At 34.0% G+C, this 20,157-nt stretch carries 17 protein-coding genes; 15 read left to right on the top strand and 2 right to left on the bottom strand.

Translation table 11 applies throughout. The annotated features are described in order from the left end of the window. Positions 1 to 270 precede the first annotated feature (270 nt). Positions 271 to 1,620 carry a polysaccharide lyase family 7 protein gene (locus P2W65_RS18840; RefSeq protein ID WP_289659977.1) on the bottom strand — a complete coding sequence of 450 codons (1,350 nt, stop codon included), beginning with the start codon at positions 1,618 to 1,620 and terminating at the stop codon, positions 271 to 273. A 445-nt stretch (positions 1,621 to 2,065) separates the two neighbouring features. Between P2W65_RS18840 and P2W65_RS18845 the strand changes: the two genes are divergently transcribed. The 3 genes from P2W65_RS18845 (at position 2,066) to P2W65_RS18855 (ending at position 6,148) form a co-directional block, all read left to right on the top strand. After that, positions 2,066 to 4,369 carry a chondroitinase-B domain-containing protein gene (locus P2W65_RS18845; protein ID WP_289659978.1) on the top strand — a complete coding sequence of 768 codons (2,304 nt, stop codon included), beginning with the start codon at positions 2,066 to 2,068 and terminating at the stop codon, positions 4,367 to 4,369. Positions 4,370 to 4,441: 72 nt separating this feature from the next. Next, complete coding sequence (locus tag P2W65_RS18850; protein ID WP_289659979.1) at positions 4,442 to 5,464, top strand: sugar kinase; 1,023 nt, start codon at positions 4,442 to 4,444, stop codon at positions 5,462 to 5,464. 12 nt (positions 5,465 to 5,476) lie between these two features. Beyond that, on the top strand, positions 5,477 to 6,148 hold the full coding sequence (locus tag P2W65_RS18855; protein WP_289659980.1) for a bifunctional 4-hydroxy-2-oxoglutarate aldolase/2-dehydro-3-deoxy-phosphogluconate aldolase: 672 nt from the start codon (positions 5,477 to 5,479) through the stop codon (positions 6,146 to 6,148). A gap of 210 nt (positions 6,149 to 6,358) precedes the next feature. Here the strand turns inward: P2W65_RS18855 and P2W65_RS18860 are convergent, their stop codons facing one another. Further along, the gene (locus tag P2W65_RS18860) at positions 6,359 to 8,131 is read right to left on the bottom strand and encodes a mechanosensitive ion channel family protein (protein WP_289659981.1); all 1,773 of its coding nucleotides are present in this window, start codon (positions 8,129 to 8,131) and stop codon (positions 6,359 to 6,361) included. A 528-nt stretch (positions 8,132 to 8,659) separates the two neighbouring features. Here P2W65_RS18860 and P2W65_RS18865 point away from each other — a divergent pair. The 12 genes from P2W65_RS18865 to P2W65_RS18920 all read left to right on the top strand — a co-directional run bounded on the left by P2W65_RS18865 (position 8,660) and on the right by P2W65_RS18920 (position 20,061). Continuing rightward, entirely contained in the window at positions 8,660 to 11,050 is a 2,391-nt protein-coding gene (locus P2W65_RS18865; RefSeq protein ID WP_289659982.1) for a TonB-dependent receptor, read from the top strand. Positions 11,051 to 11,075: 25 nt separating this feature from the next. Further along, positions 11,076 to 11,795, top strand: a complete 720-nt coding sequence (locus P2W65_RS18870) for an HmuY family protein (RefSeq protein ID WP_289659985.1) — start codon at positions 11,076 to 11,078, stop codon at positions 11,793 to 11,795. A gap of 9 nt (positions 11,796 to 11,804) precedes the next feature. Then, positions 11,805 to 12,611 (top strand): HmuY family protein, encoded by an 807-nt coding sequence (locus tag P2W65_RS18875; RefSeq protein WP_289659987.1) that lies wholly within the window; start codon positions 11,805 to 11,807, stop codon positions 12,609 to 12,611. A gap of 19 nt (positions 12,612 to 12,630) precedes the next feature. Continuing rightward, a complete protein-coding gene (locus tag P2W65_RS18880; protein WP_289659989.1) occupies positions 12,631 to 13,374 on the top strand; it encodes an SGBP N-terminal domain-containing protein in 744 nt (247 codons plus the stop codon). 70 nt (positions 13,375 to 13,444) lie between these two features. Next, a complete protein-coding gene (locus tag P2W65_RS18885; protein WP_289659991.1) occupies positions 13,445 to 14,128 on the top strand; it encodes a hypothetical protein in 684 nt (227 codons plus the stop codon). A 239-nt stretch (positions 14,129 to 14,367) separates the two neighbouring features. Next, positions 14,368 to 15,405: an SGBP N-terminal domain-containing protein gene (locus P2W65_RS18890; protein WP_289659993.1), complete on the top strand. Its 1,038-nt coding sequence runs from the start codon at positions 14,368 to 14,370 to the stop codon at positions 15,403 to 15,405. Between the two features lie 164 nt (positions 15,406 to 15,569). Continuing rightward, the gene (locus tag P2W65_RS18895; protein WP_289659994.1) at positions 15,570 to 15,965 is read left to right on the top strand and encodes a lipocalin-like domain-containing protein; all 396 of its coding nucleotides are present in this window, start codon (positions 15,570 to 15,572) and stop codon (positions 15,963 to 15,965) included. A 216-nt stretch (positions 15,966 to 16,181) separates the two neighbouring features. Next, positions 16,182 to 16,472, top strand: a complete 291-nt coding sequence (locus P2W65_RS18900) for a GNAT family N-acetyltransferase (RefSeq protein ID WP_091498325.1) — start codon at positions 16,182 to 16,184, stop codon at positions 16,470 to 16,472. 183 nt (positions 16,473 to 16,655) lie between these two features. Continuing rightward, positions 16,656 to 17,276 carry an alpha/beta hydrolase gene (locus tag P2W65_RS18905; RefSeq protein ID WP_289659998.1) on the top strand — a complete coding sequence of 207 codons (621 nt, stop codon included), beginning with the start codon at positions 16,656 to 16,658 and terminating at the stop codon, positions 17,274 to 17,276. Next, a complete protein-coding gene (locus P2W65_RS18910; protein ID WP_289660001.1) occupies positions 17,276 to 17,626 on the top strand; it encodes a cupin domain-containing protein in 351 nt (116 codons plus the stop codon). The genes P2W65_RS18905 and P2W65_RS18910 overlap by 1 nt, the downstream gene beginning before the upstream one ends. Before the next feature lie 340 nt (positions 17,627 to 17,966). Beyond that, the gene (locus tag P2W65_RS18915) at positions 17,967 to 18,905 is read left to right on the top strand and encodes a ring-cleaving dioxygenase (RefSeq protein ID WP_289660004.1); all 939 of its coding nucleotides are present in this window, start codon (positions 17,967 to 17,969) and stop codon (positions 18,903 to 18,905) included. 154 nt (positions 18,906 to 19,059) lie between these two features. Then, on the top strand, positions 19,060 to 20,061 hold the full coding sequence (locus P2W65_RS18920; RefSeq protein ID WP_289660006.1) for a type I glyceraldehyde-3-phosphate dehydrogenase: 1,002 nt from the start codon (positions 19,060 to 19,062) through the stop codon (positions 20,059 to 20,061). The last annotated feature ends 96 nt before the right edge of the window (positions 20,062 to 20,157 follow it).

Here is a 20,157-nt window from a genome sequence, read left to right on the forward strand (position 1 = left end):
TGTTCAGCACTAAACTATTTAATTTTTGTAATCACTTAATTTTAAAACCAATTCAGAAAACAATAATCATAATTTCAATCAAAAAATGTTTACCTCAAAACTGGTTTACCAATTTGGTTTTCCAAATATAGAATTAAATGCATAATAAAAAAATAAAAAGCATACTTTTTTTGTATCTAACTTTAATTTAAGATCAAAAACTACTTTAAATAAAATATAAAAAAGAAGCTGTCCTTTTGAGACAGCCACTTTTAAAAAAACCAACCTAAATTATTGATGAGAAACTGTTAGGCTACTGATTCCAACCAAACCATAAGAACCATCATAGCTGACATTTTTTACAGACTGCAAATAGTTTCCAGCTTTAAAGTAATTTCCTTCTGTACTTGTGTCCATTTGCTGAGAAAAAACTAAAGTTGATCCGTTATACAAATACACTTTTCCGCCAGTATATTTTATTGCAAAAGTATAACTCGTACCCAATGAATATCCGGTAAAAGATTTACTTCCACCCAAAACTTTTTCAGTAATATAGCCACTGATTTTTAATTTAACTGTACCAGTTGATTGATTGGCAGCTCCGTCAAATTGCACACGTATAATATCATCTACTGCTACGCCACTGCTATTTGTAGAAGGGCCATGTATTTGACCAAAGCATAAAACTCCAGTAGTTCCATTTTCTCCTTTTGGCAGCTTATCTACTTTAACCGTCCAAGTCATGGTATGAGTTCCTACTGAACCGTCCCAGCTTGCTGAACTTCCATTATTCAATTCTCTTAATTCCACTCTAGGGTTTGAAGAATTTGATGAAGTACCAAGTCCTCTGTAACATTTAAAATAAGTCCAAGTTCCATCTGTGTAGAAATAATTAGGATCATTATACGTATTATAAGATACACCGCTTGCTGTTGTAATATCGTCATAATAAACCGCAGAAGAACCCGGAGTTCCAGTAAAACTATTAATCTTCCATGTATTTGCCGTAATGCCAATTACCGAAGTTGGGTACGTATCTGGTAATCCATCATCTACAGTACTGTAAATCTCTGTCTCTGCAATGCTGTTCCAAGTCGTCAATGAATTTCCAAAACAAGAAATTCTAACATATCTAGCTGTAACTGGAGATGATAAAGTATAAGTTTCTAAAGCTGTTGTAGTACCGCTGCTTCCTGTTGTTTTTGCATCATAAACAGTAGTAAGACTGCCTGTTGAATCGCCAACGCGAATTTGAAAATACGATTTTCTTTGATCTCCTTGATGCCACGCTATTTTAAGACTGGAAATAGATTTAGAAGATCCTAAATCATAGGTAATATACTTTCCTGTACTGCCATCCGAAGACCAGCGTGTGCTTAAGTTACCATCTAATGTATTAGCGGCAACATTTCCATCGTTGCCATTGTCAGAAACTGATGCAGGAGTTAGTTTGGTTGTCACTAATTTCATAGTTGTACCAGTCGTCTTTGGTGCTTCATTTGCTGCAGCTTCGTTTTCTCCTTTTTGTAATTCTTCATTAGTACAGGCCGTTAAAAGAATGAGACAAACGAATAAAAATCCACTAATTCTATTCGATTTTAAAAAAAAGGAATGTAATTTTTTAAATGTTTTTCTTTTCATAGAAATTGTTTTTAAAAAGGTTAATTAATTGGTTTTTTAAATTGGTAATCCAATTTGGTTAAACCAAAATAACAACTTTAATATGAATAAATTACATTTTTGATAAAAAAAATTGAAATAAAAATAAAATTCGTTTTTATCAGATTCATAATTACAAACAAAGAATGAAGTAAAATAAAGGCTTAGTGGGTTTTCATTAAATAAAAAAGAAAAACAAAAAAAGAACTAATCTCATTTATTTTAAAAAGGAGTTTAAGAGACCTCTATTAAACTTCTTAATCTTTTATCAAGAAATTAGAACAAAAATTTCTCTAAATTATACTTATTTATGTTTTGAATAAGAAAAATTACTTATATTTGGATTTCCAAACTGGTTAACCAATTATTATTTTTATAGTTGAAGTACCAGAAATTTATACTTTTTAATAACCAAATAATAAAATTGATGAAGAATTTTTTAGCGCTTAATCTGGTCTTTTTGCTATTCTCTTTTGTGGCGACCGGTAAAGACATTATAAAAGTAAAAAACGAAGCAGAATTAAAAACAGCCATATCAAGTGCAAAACCTGGAGACGAAATAATTTTATCGAATGGTACATGGAAAAATATTCAAATTAAATTTGACAGCAAAGGAACTAAAGACAATCCTATAACACTAAGAGCTGAAACTTCTGGAAAAGTAAGCATTGAAGGGGTATCCGATTTAAAAATTGGAGGCTCATATTTAGTTATAAGAGGGCTGTACTTTCGTAACGGTTATACACCATCAAAATCTGTAATCGATTTTCATATTGATTCAAGTAAAATTGCAAATAACTGTACCGTTACTGATTGTGTAATTGAAGACTTTACCCAATTAAACCGTGTCCGTTCAGATCATTGGATCGAATTTTGGGGAAGACATAACGAACTATCAAATTCTTACTTATCTGGCAAATCGAATCAAGGGCCAACAATTATGGTCATTTTAGAGGGAAATGAACAGATTAACAATTATCATAAAATCGTTAATAACCATTTTGGGCCTCGTCCACGAAAAGGAGGGCCGCATGGCGAAACTATTCAAATTGGAGACAGTGGCACTTCAATGGCACCTTCTTACACTATTGTTGAACATAATTTATTTGAACGATGTGATGGCGAAGTTGAAATCATCTCTAATAAATCAAACAATAATATTTACCGTGATAATATCTTTTATAAATCTGAAGGCTCTTTGGTTTTGCGACATGGAAACTACTGTACCATTGATAGTAATATATTTATTGGAGATGAGAATTCTGATTTTATGGGCGGTATTCGTCTAATTAATACAGGACATTGGATTACCAATAATTATTTTTATAAAATAAAAGGAAATGAATTCCGCAGTGCATTAGCGGTTATGAATGGAGTTCCAAAATCTCCTCAAAATCGCTATAATCAAGTTACTGATGCTGTTGTAGCTTATAACACTTTTGTAGATTGCGGCACTCCTTGGCAATTGAGTGTAGGTGCTAACATGGATAAATCAGCTGTTTTACCAGCGCAGGAAATTCGTTCGGCAAGGCCAACACGTACTATTATAGCTAACAATTTAATTTATAATTCTGGAGATGTTAAGGCGCCGATAAAAGCTTATGATAAGATTGATGGCATTTTATTTAAAAAAAACATTATAAACACGGATTACGAAAGCAAATCAGAAACAAAAGAATTACAAAGAAGCGACTTCACTCTAAACAAACAATCTGACTGGTTATATGTTCCAACAGCAAATCAAACAGACGTTTATAATGGTTTTGATTTTGAAAATATAGCAAAAGATGTATTTGGAAATGACAGAAGTACTAAAAACTCAATTGGAGCAATGGTTTTTCCTGTAGATAAAAACAAAGGACAGATTAACAAAAAGGACTTCGGAACAAGCTGGTTTTCTAATGATACACAGATAACAACACCAAAAACGGTTCAAGTCTCTACGCAGAAAGAATTCGTCAAAGCCCTTTCCGAAGCTTCTTCAAATACCATTATTGAACTAAAAAGTGGAACTTATAAAATAACCGAATCTCTGAAAATTGATAAAACAATTGCAATTCAATCAAGAGACAAAAAAAGCAAAGCCATTTTGGAATATAATGGAGCAAACAATACTGCCGCTTTCTTAATGTTACCAAAAGGAAACTTAGTGCTGAATGCAGTAATTCTTAAAGGAAAAAATACTCAAAATGCATTTACTACCAAAGAAAAGGAAATGTCTTCGGCTTATAACCTAAAAATAGAAAACAGCGAAATAAGTCAGTTTGATTATGTTTTAAAAGCTTATAAAGATTCCTTTTCAGACACAATTGCTATCAACAATTCTATAATAAAAGATTGCAAGAACGGAATTAGTCTAACAGCAGAAAATGATGATTTAGGAGAATATAATGCCGAGTTTTTACTGATTACCAATACTAAATTCAGTACTATTTCTAATTATATATTAGATTATTATAGAGGTGGTTATGATGAATCTACTATTGGAGGCAATTTAGTTTTTGACAATAATTCTGTTATCAATTCTGGAAAATTAGAAGCAAGCGGGACGTTATTAAAATTACAAGGGATTGTAAATGTTACAATATCAAATAACATCTTTAGCAACAATGCTGTAAAAACAATTGCTGTTTTATGGGGAGAAAAAGAACAAGTAAACAGCAATAATAAAATTGATGATTCGGGAGAATTTAAAACCGAACAAAATTTAAAGCAGAAAATGATGTATTAGTTAAAAAAAGGTTCAAAGTAACAGAGTGACAAAGTTGCAAAGGTTTTTTAGCCTGTAGAAAAAAATAAAAATATGAGCAAAGTAGTTGCATTTGGAGAAATCATGCTTCGTTTATCGACAGAAAGACATCTGCGTTTTTCGCAATCCACAGTATTTGGTGCTACGTATGGAGGCGGAGAATTTAACGTATGTGTTTCTCTGGCTAATTATGGCGTTAATGCTGAATTTGTTACAAGACTGCCTGAAAATGAGATTGGTTTTTCTGCATTGAAAGAAATCAGAAAAATGAATGTCGAATCCAAAAACATTGTTTACGGAGGAGAACGTTTAGGAATCTATTTTCTGGAAACCGGTGCAGGAACACGCGGCAGCAACGTGGTGTATGACCGTGCGCACAGTGCAATGTCGACTATAGAAAAAGGACAGGTTGACTGGGATAAAGTTTTAGAAGGGGCAGAATGGTTCCACTGGAGCGGTATTACGCCTGCAATTTCACAGACTGTTGCAGAAGCCTGTTTGGAAGCAATAAAAGTGGCCCACAAAAAAGGAATTAAAATTTCATGTGACTTAAATTACAGGTCTAAACTCTGGCAGTACGGCAAAACGCCTAGTGAAGTAATGCCGGAGATGTTAAAATACAGCAGTGTTATTTTAGGAGATATTGATACGGCTTATTTTATGCTTGGAATTCCTAAAGTAAATCCGAATTATCAGGATGAAAAATCACTTCCGGCGGTATATGATAAACTGTTTAAATTGATTCCGAACCTTAGAGTTGCTGCAACAACGCTTCGTTATTCTGTCAGTGCTTCGCACCAGAGAATCGGCGGTATTTTATATGACGGGAAAACAGTTTACAGCGCAAAAGTAAAAGAAGTAACACCTGTGGTTGACCGCGTAGGAAGCGGAGATGCTTTTATGGGCGGCTTGATCTACGGTTTACTGGAATATCAGAATAACAGCCAGAGAGCGCTGGACTTTGCAGTCGCAGCCTGCTGTTTAAAACACACCATTGCAGGAGATTATAATCTGGTTACTTTAAAAGAAGTTGAAAATAGGATTGATGGTGATGGTTCTGCATTAGTATCAAGATAATTTTAAAATAAAATGGCAAAATATTCAAGAATAGAAGTGGCTCAGACCATGAAAGAGAACGGCATGGTTCCGTTATTTTTTCATTCTGATATCGAATTGAGTAAAAAAGTACTGAAAGCATGCTACGACGGCGGTTCCCGATTAATGGAGTTTACCAGCAGAGGCGACTTTGCGCATGAAGTTTTCGGAGCTTTAAACAAATATGCTTTGGCAGAACTTCCGGGAATGATTCTGGGAGTCGGTTCTATTACAGATGCGGCTTCGGCTTCGTTATATATGAGTTTAGGCGCAAATTTTATTGTAACTCCTGTTTTCAGGGAAGATATTGCAATAGCCTGCAACCGCAGAAAAGTATTGTGGTCGCCTGGATGCGGCACATTAACAGAAATCGCAAGAGCAGAAGAATTAGGCTGTGAAATCGTGAAATTATTTCCAGCTGATACTTACGGACCTGAATTTATAAAAGCCATAAAAGGGCCGTGTCCATGGACAAATATTATGCCGACAGGAGGAGTTTATCCAACAGTGGAAAGTTTAAGTTCATGGCTGCATGCAGGAGCAACTTGTGTTGGTTTAGGATCGCAATTGATTTCAAAAGACATATTAGAAAAGAAAGACTTTGACGGACTTACTTCAAAAGTGAAACAGGTTCTTGGCATCATTAAGGAAATCAGAGAAAAATAAAATACACTTTTGGGTCTTGAATCAAAAATCAGTACAATTTAAGAAAGAGGAAAATTTATTAGCTTGGTAAATAAGCGGCAAAAATAATTGGTAGTTTAAAGGAAATTAATCCCAGCTCCTCACAAAAGGATTAATCCAATTATTCTAACAAGGACAAATGCCGCTTATTGATTTTGTTTTACTATTCTCTTTACAACTATAAGATATAAATTATTCTTGATCAGTATTAAAACTTCCTTTATCAGGATATTTAAGTGTATCTTTTAACTCCTCGACACGTTTAGGATCAAATTTAGGCAATTGTAATTCGTTATTTTCTTTCCATTTTTTTATGGTCTCAGAAATTGCCTCTGATTTTTCTGTGGAAGTTGGTGTATGACGAGCCATATAAAGTGTCTGCGAAGGATAAGCTAAAGAGGTTCCACTCTGCTCTATTATATCCATCATTCTCAATAATATATCTTCCTGAACTTCCTGAGAAGTTTCAACATTTATCGCTTCAATATAAGCTGTAATTTCAACTTTTAAAGCATCTGCCGTTACACCTGTAAAACGGACTATCGGGTTTGAATTGTTTATGGCTGGATGAGCATACAACAAAGACCTTAATTCTACAAGCAAATAACGCATCTGATCAGGCGAAGTCTCCATTCTAAAATTAAATATCGGATTAAATATAAAACGGTCACGATGGGTATAATTTTCTATTTTACTAGCTGATAGTTGTCCGTTTGGAATAGTTACAATAGTTCGTGCTGAAGTTCTAAGCGTAGTCGAACGCATTCCGATCGATTCTACTGTTCCTTTAATATCATCTATTCGACAATAATCTCCCACTCGCAAAGGCTGATCTGCAATAAGGCTCACACTTCCAACAAAATTTTCGATTGTTTTTTGTGCTCCTAATGCTAATGCGATACCCCCGATTCCCAGTGCAGCAAGTCCTGCTGTCACATCAACACCAATAATTCCTAATAAAGCAATGATTCCTATGACTACGATTGCTGCTTTAGTGGTACGGCTTAGAAATAAAATAGCAGAAATAGCAGATATACGTCCGCTTCTGCTCATTCTGCTTCTAGCATACATACTTACAAAATCGGTCATTCTCCACAGCAATATTAAGAACGCCAAAATCCCAATAGTAATGATGATGATTCCAAAACGCTGCCTCACAATTATAGAAATTCCCATACGTTGTGTAAAAGCAACAAACAAAATCACTGTCAGATACATATGAACTGGTAATGCCAATGCTTCTATAATGGCAGTTCCTTGCTCTGTAGCTGCTTTTTTCCAGGTTTTTTGAACTAACAAACCAATCAAAAATACTAGCAATCTAGCAAGTAAATAAGATAAAACAGTCATAACTACCACAACAGTCCAATGTCCGATTGGCACATTCCCTAACTTCTTCTCTTTCAAAACAGTAGGCAGTACGCGATCTAGAAAAGTTTTTTCTTTAGAAACATCGGCAGAAAGAATAGATTCTACGGTTTCGGCAGAGAAAAGCCATAGAGGTGGCTGACTGTCATCTGACTGATTTTCTACATAAAGCTGAATGGACGTTTTACTAGTAGTAATACTTCCAACATGATCAACACCTGTTGCCAAATCATCGTCTGTACGTCCCGTTTCTTTATTGCTTATAATAGAAGATGGCGATAAATTTCCTCCCTGATCTAATAATTGCTGAAAAGTCTTTGCTATACGAATTCTTTCTGCTGTTTTACGATAAGATCTTTTACTTAAGACAAAATATTGACTTGCACGAAGATAGTTTTGATCACCTATAGCTTTTATAAAACCATTGACGGTTCCCTGAGGTGTTCTTCTGCCCAGAGAATCTTCAGGGGCTTTGGCTGGTTCTTCAGTTGTGGTTTTACTGGTGCCTAATAATTGAGCTGTTACTATTTCAGGTTTAATCAATAAAACTGACCATAAGAACAAAAAATACAGTAAGCGTTTTATATCTAAACTCATACTTTCCTTGAATTTTTGATTTAATAAACTAAAAATAAGAAATATAGAACAGAAAAGAAACTTAAAATTCTTGATTTACAGTTTTAATCATCATTTGAGAGGCATACTGCTCAAAATGTATTTCTATGCTTTACCTCTATAATCCCATTAAATTTATTTCACATTTATGAAGCCATCATCCTGTTTTTAGTAAGATTTACTGGGAAAGTATTGAAATTACAATAGGTAGAATTTAGTTAAAATTTATTTCTTTTTTAACAACTGAAAAAGGATTACAGATTGTTAAATTTTTCTTAATTTTTAATTTATAAAATCATTACGGATTAAATCATAAATATTTGACAATCATTTATTAAAATAACAAAATCAAAAGTTACACTTTAATTAATTTCTAATCATAAAAATGAAGTTATAAATCAATATGTAAAAAAAATACTATTAGTATATCATAAATAACTATTTTTACACAGTCTAAATAAGAATAAAAACAGAAGGAAATTCTTAAAATAAAGACAAACCAAAAAATCAATGAAAAGTAAAATTACCAACGGTCTGAGTCAAAAAAAAATAGTTTTAAGTTTTGTTTTATTATGTATAAATCTGCTGCAAGCCCAAAAGAACAACACGATTCGAGGAAATGTATATCATTCTGGAAACCCAATAAAACAAGCAGTAATAACACTAGAGCCTTCTGGTAAAACAACCTTCTCAGATTTTAATGGTTTTTTCTCCTTCTCTGAATTGCCAAATGGAAATTATACTATAAGTGTGACTAATATGGGGTTTAAAAATCACATACAGCAAATAGTCTTAAATGAAAATCAAATTAAACCGTTGCGTATTGATTTGGAAGCTGGCATTGACTTAAATGAAGTAAGTGTAACAAGTAAAACCACTTCAAAAAACAATCCCGAAACACTTATCAATGCGCAATACAGTGCTATGCCTGTCACCATAATCGATCGTAAAACTATTGAACTTATGGGAAGCCGTAGACTCGATGAAATCCTGAAAGAGCAGACTGGAATAGCAGTTGTAAATAATATCAGTGGCGGTGCAAGATCAGTTGGTGTTCAAATGCAGGGCTTTGGAAGCGAGTATATTATGGTTTTAATTGATGGGCAACCCATGGTGGGAAGAAATCACGGAAATTTTGATCTTTCTCGCATCAGCGTATCAAATATCGAGCGAATTGAAATTATAAAAGGTGCTTCTTCTAGTTTGTATGGAAGCGAAGCTCTTGGAGGTACAATTAACATTATTACTAGACACGGAGTAATCGATCCGCAATTGCAAGCTTCTTTAAATTATGGATCTCTAAATATAGTTGATGCAACTTTAGAAGGCGAAAGTCCTTTCTCCAATAACAAAGGAACTGCAAATATTGCGGCAAATTATTATAGAACTGATGGTTTTAATACCAATTCGAAGTACATTCAGGGAACTACTTCTCCACCCTATGACAATTACAGTCTTCAAGGAAGATCACGTTATCAGCTTAATGAAAATAGTTACTTGAATTTTAGTGGACGTTATGGACTTCGCCGTTCTTTTATGCAGAAAGATTTTGGTCTCGGTCACATCTCGGGAGATAATCAGGATGAACAGGATTTGAATCTATCTCTTTCCTTTGATCATAAATTTAATAGCAATTTCAGAAGTATTACCAGATATTATCTAACCAATTATACTGCCGATATGAGCGTTGCCTGGCAGGAAAGTGACAATTCTGTAAGTCAGGATGTTTTTAGACAAACACTCCATCGTTTGGAACAACAGTTTTCCTTTAGCCATAATAATATGTATCAACTTGTTGGAGGAATTGGAGGCAGCATCGAAAACATGAATGATGATGCGCTTACAGGTGTTAATTCTCTTCAAACTTTCTTCTCTTATTTACAAGGCGAATGGACACCCATTCAAAAATTAAAAGCCGTTGGAGGATTACGATATGATCATACCAATAATTTTGGAGGAAGATTAAATCCAAGTTTTGGTCTACAGTATTTCATTACACCAAAAATAACTCTTAAAGCAGGTATTGGAACTGGTTTTAAAGCTCCTGATTTTAAAACGAATTACTTAGTTTTTTATAATTCTAGCAGCAATTATCTTGTTATTGGAAATGCTGTTCTAGCTCCTACTTTACAGCAATTACAGGATGACGGGCAAATCAGCGAAATCAGACAGTATGTACTAAATCAAACAGCTGGAAATCTTCAGGCAGAAAAAAGCACTTCTTATAATACTGGAATAGTTGTCGAACCTTCAAAAAAATTCAAAGCTGAAGCCAATGTTTTTTATCATAAAATAACCAATCAGATCAACAGCATCCAAGTTGCCACAGGAACTAATAATCGAATTATTTATACCTATCAAAATCTACCAGAAGCTGTTAACAAAGGATTTGAAATTGGCTTAAAATTAAGTCCTATAAAGAATCTAGAAATAAGTGCCGGCTATCAATATTTAATTGCTCAGGATTTAAGTGTAAAAGATAGTATCAGAGCAGGAAAATGGCCCTACAGCCAAAATATTCACGATCCGGCAACTGGAAATTCCTATAAACCTAGACCAAAAGATTACTGGGGTATTGAAAACCGCTCTCGTCACATGGCCAATACTGCCATCTTTTATCGCTACGATCCTTGGAAAATGAGTGCAAGCGTACGAGTAAACTTTAGAGGAAAATATCCTTTTGGAGATCGAAACGGAAATCAATTTATAGACAAATACGACATTTTCGTAAAAGATTATTGGCTGACGAATGCTAGTCTCGAAAAACGTTTATTGAAAGATCATCTCAGTATCAGATTTACGGCAGATAATATTTTCAATTATACAGATCCACTCATGCCGGGACAGCCGGGAAGAATACTTCTTGGAGGTTTGAGTTACCGTTTCTTTAAAGATTTATAAAATAACTAAACATTAATATTTACAAATGAAAACAAAAAGAATGATTAAAAAATGCCGTTGCCTTATACCGCTTTTAACTGCGGTATTGTTTACTGGTTGCAGCAGTAATGAAGAAGATATATCAGCAACACTTGTAGATGGAAAAAGTACTGTAATCACAGATTTAGCTGGAGATACAGGTGCTTCAATGGGCGGTAATACTGATGGAAAAGAACAAAGAAGCTTTCATACTTTCCTTTTCCGCTTTAGCGATAAAAAACAGATCTGGCTTCACACCAAAGCAGATTCTTTACAATATATGAAAACTACTGACTGGGATATTGCTTTTACTGGGCCTTACAATAGTGAAGTTTATGTAAACAATTCAAAATACCAGTACAATCCAGGTTTTGAAGGGCCTGCACAAAATACAGCAGTGGTTTTATTAAATGAAGATTATAGAAATGTAACTCAAGCTCCTGCTGATTCGGACTTTAATACTAGTGAAATTAACAAAATTGGCTGGGCTTCTTCTGAAAGTTCTGCGGGTTGGTTTTATTACAGCTTAAGCAGTCATATCATGCAGTCTATCCCAAATAAAACTTATGTTATAAGACTTCCAAACGGGAAATTTGCTAAACTCCAGCTTGTGAATGCCTATAAAGGAAATCCTCCAGCTGTAACAGATTTAAACTGGCCCGCTCCCTATTTTACCTTTAGATATTATGTCCAAAACGATGGAACCAAAAATTTAAATACCAAATAATACAATCCTATGAAAAAAATTGAATTGCTGATAAAAAAAATACCACAAGGATTCGCAATCCTTTTCTTTATGGCCATTACACTAACAGCTTGTTCTTCTGATGAAAAACCAGCTGAAGGAGAAGGAAATGGCGAAGAGCCTGGCACAGAAGTACCCGTTAATACAACTTTATTCAATAAAGTGATACATGTAAAAAACTATCAGGGAAGTACTTCTGATGCTAATCCTACAGCTCCAGCAGCAACATTATATTATAGTTTAGAAGAAAATAAAGCTGTAGACGGTTCTTATAAAAAAACAAGAAAGTGGGACTTAGCTTTTGGCGGACTTTACGCGAGTTTTCTATCTGGAAACAACGGAACTAATTCTCAAAACAATGGTTATCAAGCTGGCGGTGTAGGTGGTATTACCATTGTAGCTAAACCCTTTGATGAAGTAGTTGATATTCCGGCTGATACTGAATTCAAAACAGGAATCGATGTAATTGGAACCGATGATGCTGGCGCTTTTGGTAACGGAACAGGATGGTACTTATACGATTTTGACGGCGTAGTAGTAACTGACGGAACCAATCCACAGAAAGCACACGTAGCCTACGCGCTTGGAGATCCGCTTAAAATCAAAAATGGAACTACTATTCCTGCCCGAACTATCATCCTTAAAACTGCTAACGGAAATTATGCTAAAATTAAAATGATTTCGGTTTACAAAGATGTATATACTTCAGCAGAATGGTTCAAAGATACACCGCACATGTACTACACTTTTGATTACGTAATGGTACCGAAAGGAAGCACCAAATTTGAAATTAAATAACCAATCCAAATAATAATCAATGAATACTAAATTTTTTAATTCAAAAACACCTCTATTATTAAGTGCTTTTGCATTAATAAGTCTTTTAACTTCCTGTGACAATGAAGAAGAAAGATGGACTGATGTAAAAGAAGATCCCATTACTGAAATTGTAACTGATCTTGATGCCAGAAGAATTATCTCTTTTAAAGTGATAAATCCTGGAGAAAATCAGGCTATTTATAGTGCTGTAAACAATCTGGACAGAACTATAACTGTATATCTGCCGTCTTATTATGAATACGAATATCTGGAAGCTTCGATAACACTCCCTGAAAAAACAACCATTTCTCCTGCAACAACAGAGCTGGTTCCGGTATTTGCTAAAACTCCGTTTTTATATACAACAAAAGCAGCTGATGGATCTACGGCTATTTATACTGTAAAAGTTGTAATTCAACAGCCAAAACTGGTTTTAAATGAATTATCAACCGAAACAACTACTTATTCTTTGGCAACATCTGCGACACTACTTGTAAAAGGAGAGAATTTTATTCCCTCTTATGAAGTTACAAAAGTATATGCAGTTGATGCACAGGGAAACAAAAAATGGCAGTTTCAGCAATATAATGACGGACTGGATCTTTTTAGTTTCTCTGGAAGATATTCTTTTGGAACTACAGCTACAAATGTAACCTTAGAGGCTAATACTGATTACTGGATACAAATGGAAAGCTATAATCTTACAGCTAAAATGAAATATCCAATCAGGTTTACAAAATAAAAATAAAAAATGCCTGTCTTTTCTGCTTAAGTAATGAAAAAAGCCAAATTAATCTATTAAATATATCATTATGAAAAAAATAATCTTATCATTTTTAGCATTAGCTGCTATTTCAATTACATCATGTAGTACAGACGAACAAACTGAAAATCCTCAAGGAGTAGCAAAAGCACAAGAACAGCTGGTTACAAACAAAACTGCCAAAACAGCTTTAGCAGAAATCTGTTCAGAAACTTCAACCTCTGTAACCGTTACCAGATGGCAGGCGCCATCATCTGTAGATTCTAACTGGACTCCTGTAGCAGCGACTATTGGTAGTGTAAATGTACAATGGGAAGGAATCTATGGTGCTTCAATACGTCCTGTAAGCAATACAGATCATTGGTATGTTGGTACAGTTGATTTAGAGGAGGAATGCGATTTGTGGAATGACTGGAAAAATGCCATCATTGTAAAGAATGCTAATCTTGGCAGTGCACCATCAAATAAATTTAATGTTTTAGGCTATAATGGAACTATATCAGGTACTAACTATGGATTAGGATACTATGCTTATCAGCTTAGTAATCACACTATGACCCCTGAAAAAGCTATTGTAATCTGGAAAGCAGTTGATACAGTACCTTCAAGTCTTAATGAAGAGTCAATTACAAGTCCTTCAGCAGCAACAGAAGCCTATTTAGTTAAAGTGACTGCTGTAACACCAGGTTCTTCAAGCAGTACAATTAATTATACATGGACTAGAGTATTGTAATTATTAAAAATCTAAAAAAGAAACATGGGATTACGAAATAATTAAAAGTACTGCAGTAAAGCTTGACCGGCGTCTCTGCAAATTACAATTATCATCTCATTACCCCATGGCTATCAAACGGCTTTTTGAATTACCGCAACATTGAAAACAGGCATTTTAAAAAATATAAAAGCCCATTTAACAATAATGGCAAAATTAATAAAATAAAATCATTTAAAAATTAGATAACAAATACAATCATGAATAAAAAAAACAATACCAATATATTTTTAATTGGATTACTTTTTTTATCAGTATTATTTTTTTCTTGTGACACTGAATATATTGATAAAGTAAATACAATTCCCGGCGATGTTATAAAAGTTCCCGGCTATACACAGATTGAGACTTTTACTTTTAAAGATTCTGAAAATAATGCTATAAACGCAGCTATTACGGATGAAAATATTATAGTTACTTGGAGTGTGAATAACATCCAGCCTTTAACAATTAAACCCGAAATTGTATTAGGAACAGAAGCTTCTATTTCGCCTGCATCTGGTGCTGAAGTTGCTTTTAAAGACGGAACCGTTTACACTGTTACTTCAAAAGCAGGAATTACAAAAAAATACACTTTAAAAATAGATTTCAGACAAATTGAACCTAATACATGGACAAATACGACTAAAGAAACTTATTCAAAAGGTTCGATGCAAAAATTAACTAACAATGCGATTGGAGGGAGTACCAATGCCATTGAAAATTTATGGCTAAGCTTAGAAAACACTAGAGTCTATCTGGTAGCCGCAGCTGATCAAAAAACGGAATATACAGCAGAAATCGTTCATTTAGGCGGCCCCTTGGGAACAAGTACGGTTACACCTTTTATTAATTATGGAATTTACTATTTTCTTCCTGAGGATATGCCTGTAGGAACTTATGATTTACGTGTAAAAAATGGTATCTATACCTTACAGAATGCGAGCGTAGAAAATAGATTTAACATTACCGTTATAGAACCCACTTCATTTAGTGTTGAATCAGTTGGTTCTCCGGTTCAAAAACAGGGAGGAGAAACTTTCGAAGTGCGCGGTGCCATGATGAATACAGTTACATCAGTTATAATGTATAATAGTACAGCTTCTACAATAACATATCCTGTAGAAATTGTAAGTGCAACTTCTTATAGAATAGTATTGAAAGTTCCTGCGGGAACTTCAGCGGGAACTTTTAATAGAATGAGATTTTATAGAGGAACTGCTAATACATTATCTTCCTTTACTGTAACAGTTCAATAATAGTTGCAGCCTAAATATTAATTAAAGAAGGTCTTTAACCGTTTTATTATCGTTAAAGGCTTTTTTTGAATGAAATATATTTAATTTCCTCTCTATCCTAAAAAACAAAATTGTACTTACAAGAATTATCCTATATTTGACTGTACAATTTATATATTTAAACTATGAAAAGAATACTTTTGGCAGCTTTTTTAATAGTCTTAGCATCGTGCTCAGATAGTAGTGAACTAATACCCGATGATACATCTGGCGATATTAACGGAGTTTGGATTCTAAAAGCTGAATATGAAGGTATCCGACTACCTCTAAGCGATTGCAGACTGAATGAAAATATTGCTTTTGAAGATAATTCTGTTATTATGGTAAAAGCTGAGGAAACTGGAAATTCTGGATGCACTCTTACTACTGTCGAAGGTATTTTTTCTAAAACGGGTACAAGTTTATCTATTGAATTGACAAATGAAAAAGTAGAATATAAGATCAAAGAACTTACAAAAACTAAGCTTTATCTAATTCCAGCAAACTCAACAAAAGCCTACGTTTACGAAAGAGCAGAATAATTATATTTAACAATATTGCGCAAATAAAATGCAGTGTATCTTGAATTCAGATATACTGCATTTTTATTTCATACAATAATTCAGTACTAAATCTATAATAAGTCGTAAATTTAAATTCCCCATTTTTTTTCTTAATCTAGATTAATCGATGGACTTTTATGTCTTATCTAAATTTGTAAAAGAAATTTAACAACATCAATTATAACCTAAAATAATATGGAAACGATAAAACTAGAATTAGACGAGAAAAAACACGGTGCTTTTAATCTTTATGTAGACGGCAAAAAACTAGGCGAAATGACTGTAAGCCTTAAACCAGATTTATTAACTGTTTATCATACGGGAGTTGAACCAGAAGCTGAGGGAAAAGGTTATGCGAAAAAACTTTTGGAAGAAATGGTGTCTTATGTACGAGCTAACAACTTAATGGTTTTACCGCTTTGTCCATATGTTCATGCACAATTCAAAAGACATCCAGACGAATATCAGGATATTTGGAAGAAATAATTTTAGCCACAGATTACATGATTTAAATGATTTTTCTTTAGCCACGAATTTCGCAAATTTCCGCGAATTATTTAATCAGATTTGAATTGGTGAAAATTTGTGATCCGAGCGATAGCGAATAGGCGAAGCAAATTCGTGGCAAAAAAACATCTCAAAACATTTTAATTTTAAAAATATAAACATATGAATACAGAAATCTTAACAGACGGTATTCCTTTAGACGAAGCTAAAAAAGCCTTAATCCTAATTCACGGCCGTGGTGCAAGTGCCCATGATATACTTTCAATTGCAAAACATCTTAAAGTGGATGACTTTGCATTGGTAGCGCCTCAAGCAGAAAACAGAACTTGGTATCCGTACTCTTTTCTTGCTCCTTTAAACGAAAATGAACCTTCTTTTTCAAAATCATTAGAAGCTATTCATCAAGTTGTGGTTGCTATACAGCAAAACGGAATCGAAAAAGAGAATATTTACTTTCTTGGGTTTTCACAGGGCGCTTGTCTTGCTTTGGAATTTACTGCTAGAAATGCAGCTAAATACGGAGGCGTTGTAGCTTTTACCGGCGGGCTAATTGGCGATAAAGTTTATGAAAATCATTATTCTGGAAACTTTGAAAATACGCCAATTTTCATTGGAACAAGTGATCCAGATTTTCATGTACCAGTTGAAAGAGTAAATGATTCTGAAACGCTTCTGACAAAAATGGGTGCAGATGTTACCAAAAAAATCTATCCGAATATGGGACATACCATTAGCAAAGATGAAGTTGATTGTGCAAATGCATTGATTTTTAATAAAAAATAATGATTACGATAACCCGAGTTTACAGCGATTCAAACGGAGAAAGTCATTTTGAAGAATTCGAAGTTCCGTTGAAAAACAATGGAGATATCGGATTTTTATCTGATGATGAACCCGTAAAATCTATAGTTTTTAGAGAAGTACTTCCCTCTTATGATTATGATTTTCACAATGCTCCTGATCGCCAATACATCGTTTTACTGGAAGGAGGCGTAGAAATTGAAACTTCTTTAGGAGAAAAAAGGAAATTTGAAACTGGCTCTATTCTTTTGGTTGAAGATACTACAGGAAAAGGACATAAAACAAAAAATATGGAACCCAAACTTCGAAAATCCATATTCATAAAATTATAAAATACAGCCGGCAATTTTGTCGGCTTTTCTATTATTACTATTCTTTTAAACCAGGATAGAATCGAAATACAAAAATATCTATCTTCTATTCCCTTTATTCTATTTTCTAAATACAAATAACAGCAATCATAAAATGACGATATATCGCAAAGGGCTAAAAACCAAAACAACAGTAACACCCTAAAAAACAACACACTAAAACATACGGAATACTATTTGATTATTCCTTGATGAATATAAAAAGAGGTTTCTTATTTCTTAATCTAGGTTAATCGGTCCAGAGCGATAACGGGTGTAAATTTGTATAAGAAATCAATAACAATTTAATACCACAAATACCATGGAAAATACAATTTTAGGATTACACCATATTACTGCAATTGCAGGGGACGCTAAAAGAAACTTCGATTTTTATTCCAAAATACTAGGACTACGTTTTATCAAAAAAACAGTAAACTTTGATGATCCAGGAACTTACCACTTTTACTTTGGCGATGAGGTTGGAAGTGCCGGAACAATCTTAACTTTTTTCCCTTGGGGAGCAGGAATCCAGCAAGGTCGAAAAGGTTCTGGAATGGCAACAGAAATTGGTTATTCTGTTCCAAAAGGAAGTCTTGATTTTTGGCAGAAACGTTTTGAGCAATACAACATAATTTACAATAAACCAGCTGAAAAATTCGGAGAAAAGTATCTTACTTTCTTAGATCCAGACGGTTTGAAATTAGAATTAATCGAATCTAAAACAGAGGATAACAGAAAAGCCTGGGAAACAGATGAGGTAAAAGCAGATGTTGCTACAAAAGGTTTTCATAACATTACTTTGACTTTAAACGATATTAAACCAACGGCTGCAATCTTAACCGAAATTTTTGGTTACAAATTGATCGATCAAGAGGTAAATCGTTACCGTTATGCTACAGATGCAGTAGAAAACGCTGCCATTGTCGACTTGGTAGAACTGACAGATGAAAAACGAGGTTTAAATGCTAATGGTACCGTTCATCACGTGGCATTTCGTGTAAAAAATGATGAGGTATTAATGCACTTCCGTGAAAAAATTGAAGCTTACGGATTATCGATTACGCCTCAGATTGACAGACAATATTTTCACTCTTTGTATTTCAGAGAACCGGGAGGTGTTTTATTTGAAATTGCTACTGATAATCCTGGATTTACAGTAGATGAAAGCTTAGAAGAATTAGGTCAAAACTTAAAACTTCCTGCTCAATACGAAGCACATAGAAAAAGCATTGAAGATCATTTGGTTAAAATTAATTAATCAAAAACATTTAGGCAGCAAATAGAGCAATAAAAAAGATTATTTTTAATACAACAAACTGATAAACAGTATCTTGATTAATAATACAAAAATTTACAATCTATTTGCTGCTTATTATTTTCTACAACTAAGTAATCCATAAAACAAATATATCATGGCAAAAATAGCATTATACGGATTTGGCCGAATCGGAAGACAATTTCTCCGCATAGCCCTAAAAAACAATCTTTTTGTTCCTGAAGTCATCGCTGACATTCAAGATATAGATTTGCTCGGAGCGCTTTTCAGTGTCGACTCGAACTACGGAAGATGGCACGAAGAGGTAAAAACAGCAGATGAAAATTTTATAATTGGAGACAGAAAAATTCTGTACAAGAATTCTAAACTGGATATTCCAGATTGGAAAGCTTTAGGAGTTGATCTAGTTGTAGATTGTACTGGCCGTGCAACAAACAGAGAAAATGCTCAAAAACACATCGATAAAGGAGCAAAATATGTCTTAGTAAGTGCACCAAGTAAATCCTTAGCCGATTGTGATGCTGTACTTTTAAAAGGGATTAATCTAGATGAATTTAATGCTACAAATCATAAAATCATAAGCATGGGAAGCTGTACAACAAATGCTTTAGCGGCTGTTGTGAAAGTAATTCAAGACAATTTCGGAATTGAATACGGTTTATTCTCAACGGTTCACTCCTACACCAATACACAATCATTGACAGACCAGCCAATGAAAGACAGACGCGATTCTTGGGCAGCGGCAGAAAATATAATTCCGTCATCTTCCGGAGCAGCAAAAGCGCTACAGTTTATCTGGAGTGATTTAAAAATTACTGGAAAAGCCTATAGAGTTCCAACTAAAACAGGAAGTATTGCCGAATTAAATCTGGTGACAACCAAAGATTGTTCTGTAGAAGAAGTGAATGATGCTTTTAGAAAAGCGGCTAAAGAAGGGTTATTAAAAGGTGTTTTAGATGTTTTGGAAGAGCAATGGAGTTCTGCTAGAATTGTTGGAGATCCGCATTCTTCTATTATTGATTTGCCACTTACAACAAAACAAGGAAATTTACTTTCTGTAGCAGCTTGGTATGATAACGAATGGGGATTTGCCAACCGACTTGCAGAAGTTGCGCAATACATTTCGACGAAAATATAAATATCCAATAGTTACAGGAATCATCTTGTGACAAAACCCCCAACGGGGTTAAATATTTATAGAATTACGATAAGATAAATAAATAAAAGCTCCAGC

It is taken from the genome of Flavobacterium panacagri, from assembly GCF_030378165.1.
Classification (GTDB): Bacteria; Bacteroidota; Bacteroidia; order Flavobacteriales; family Flavobacteriaceae; genus Flavobacterium; species Flavobacterium panacagri.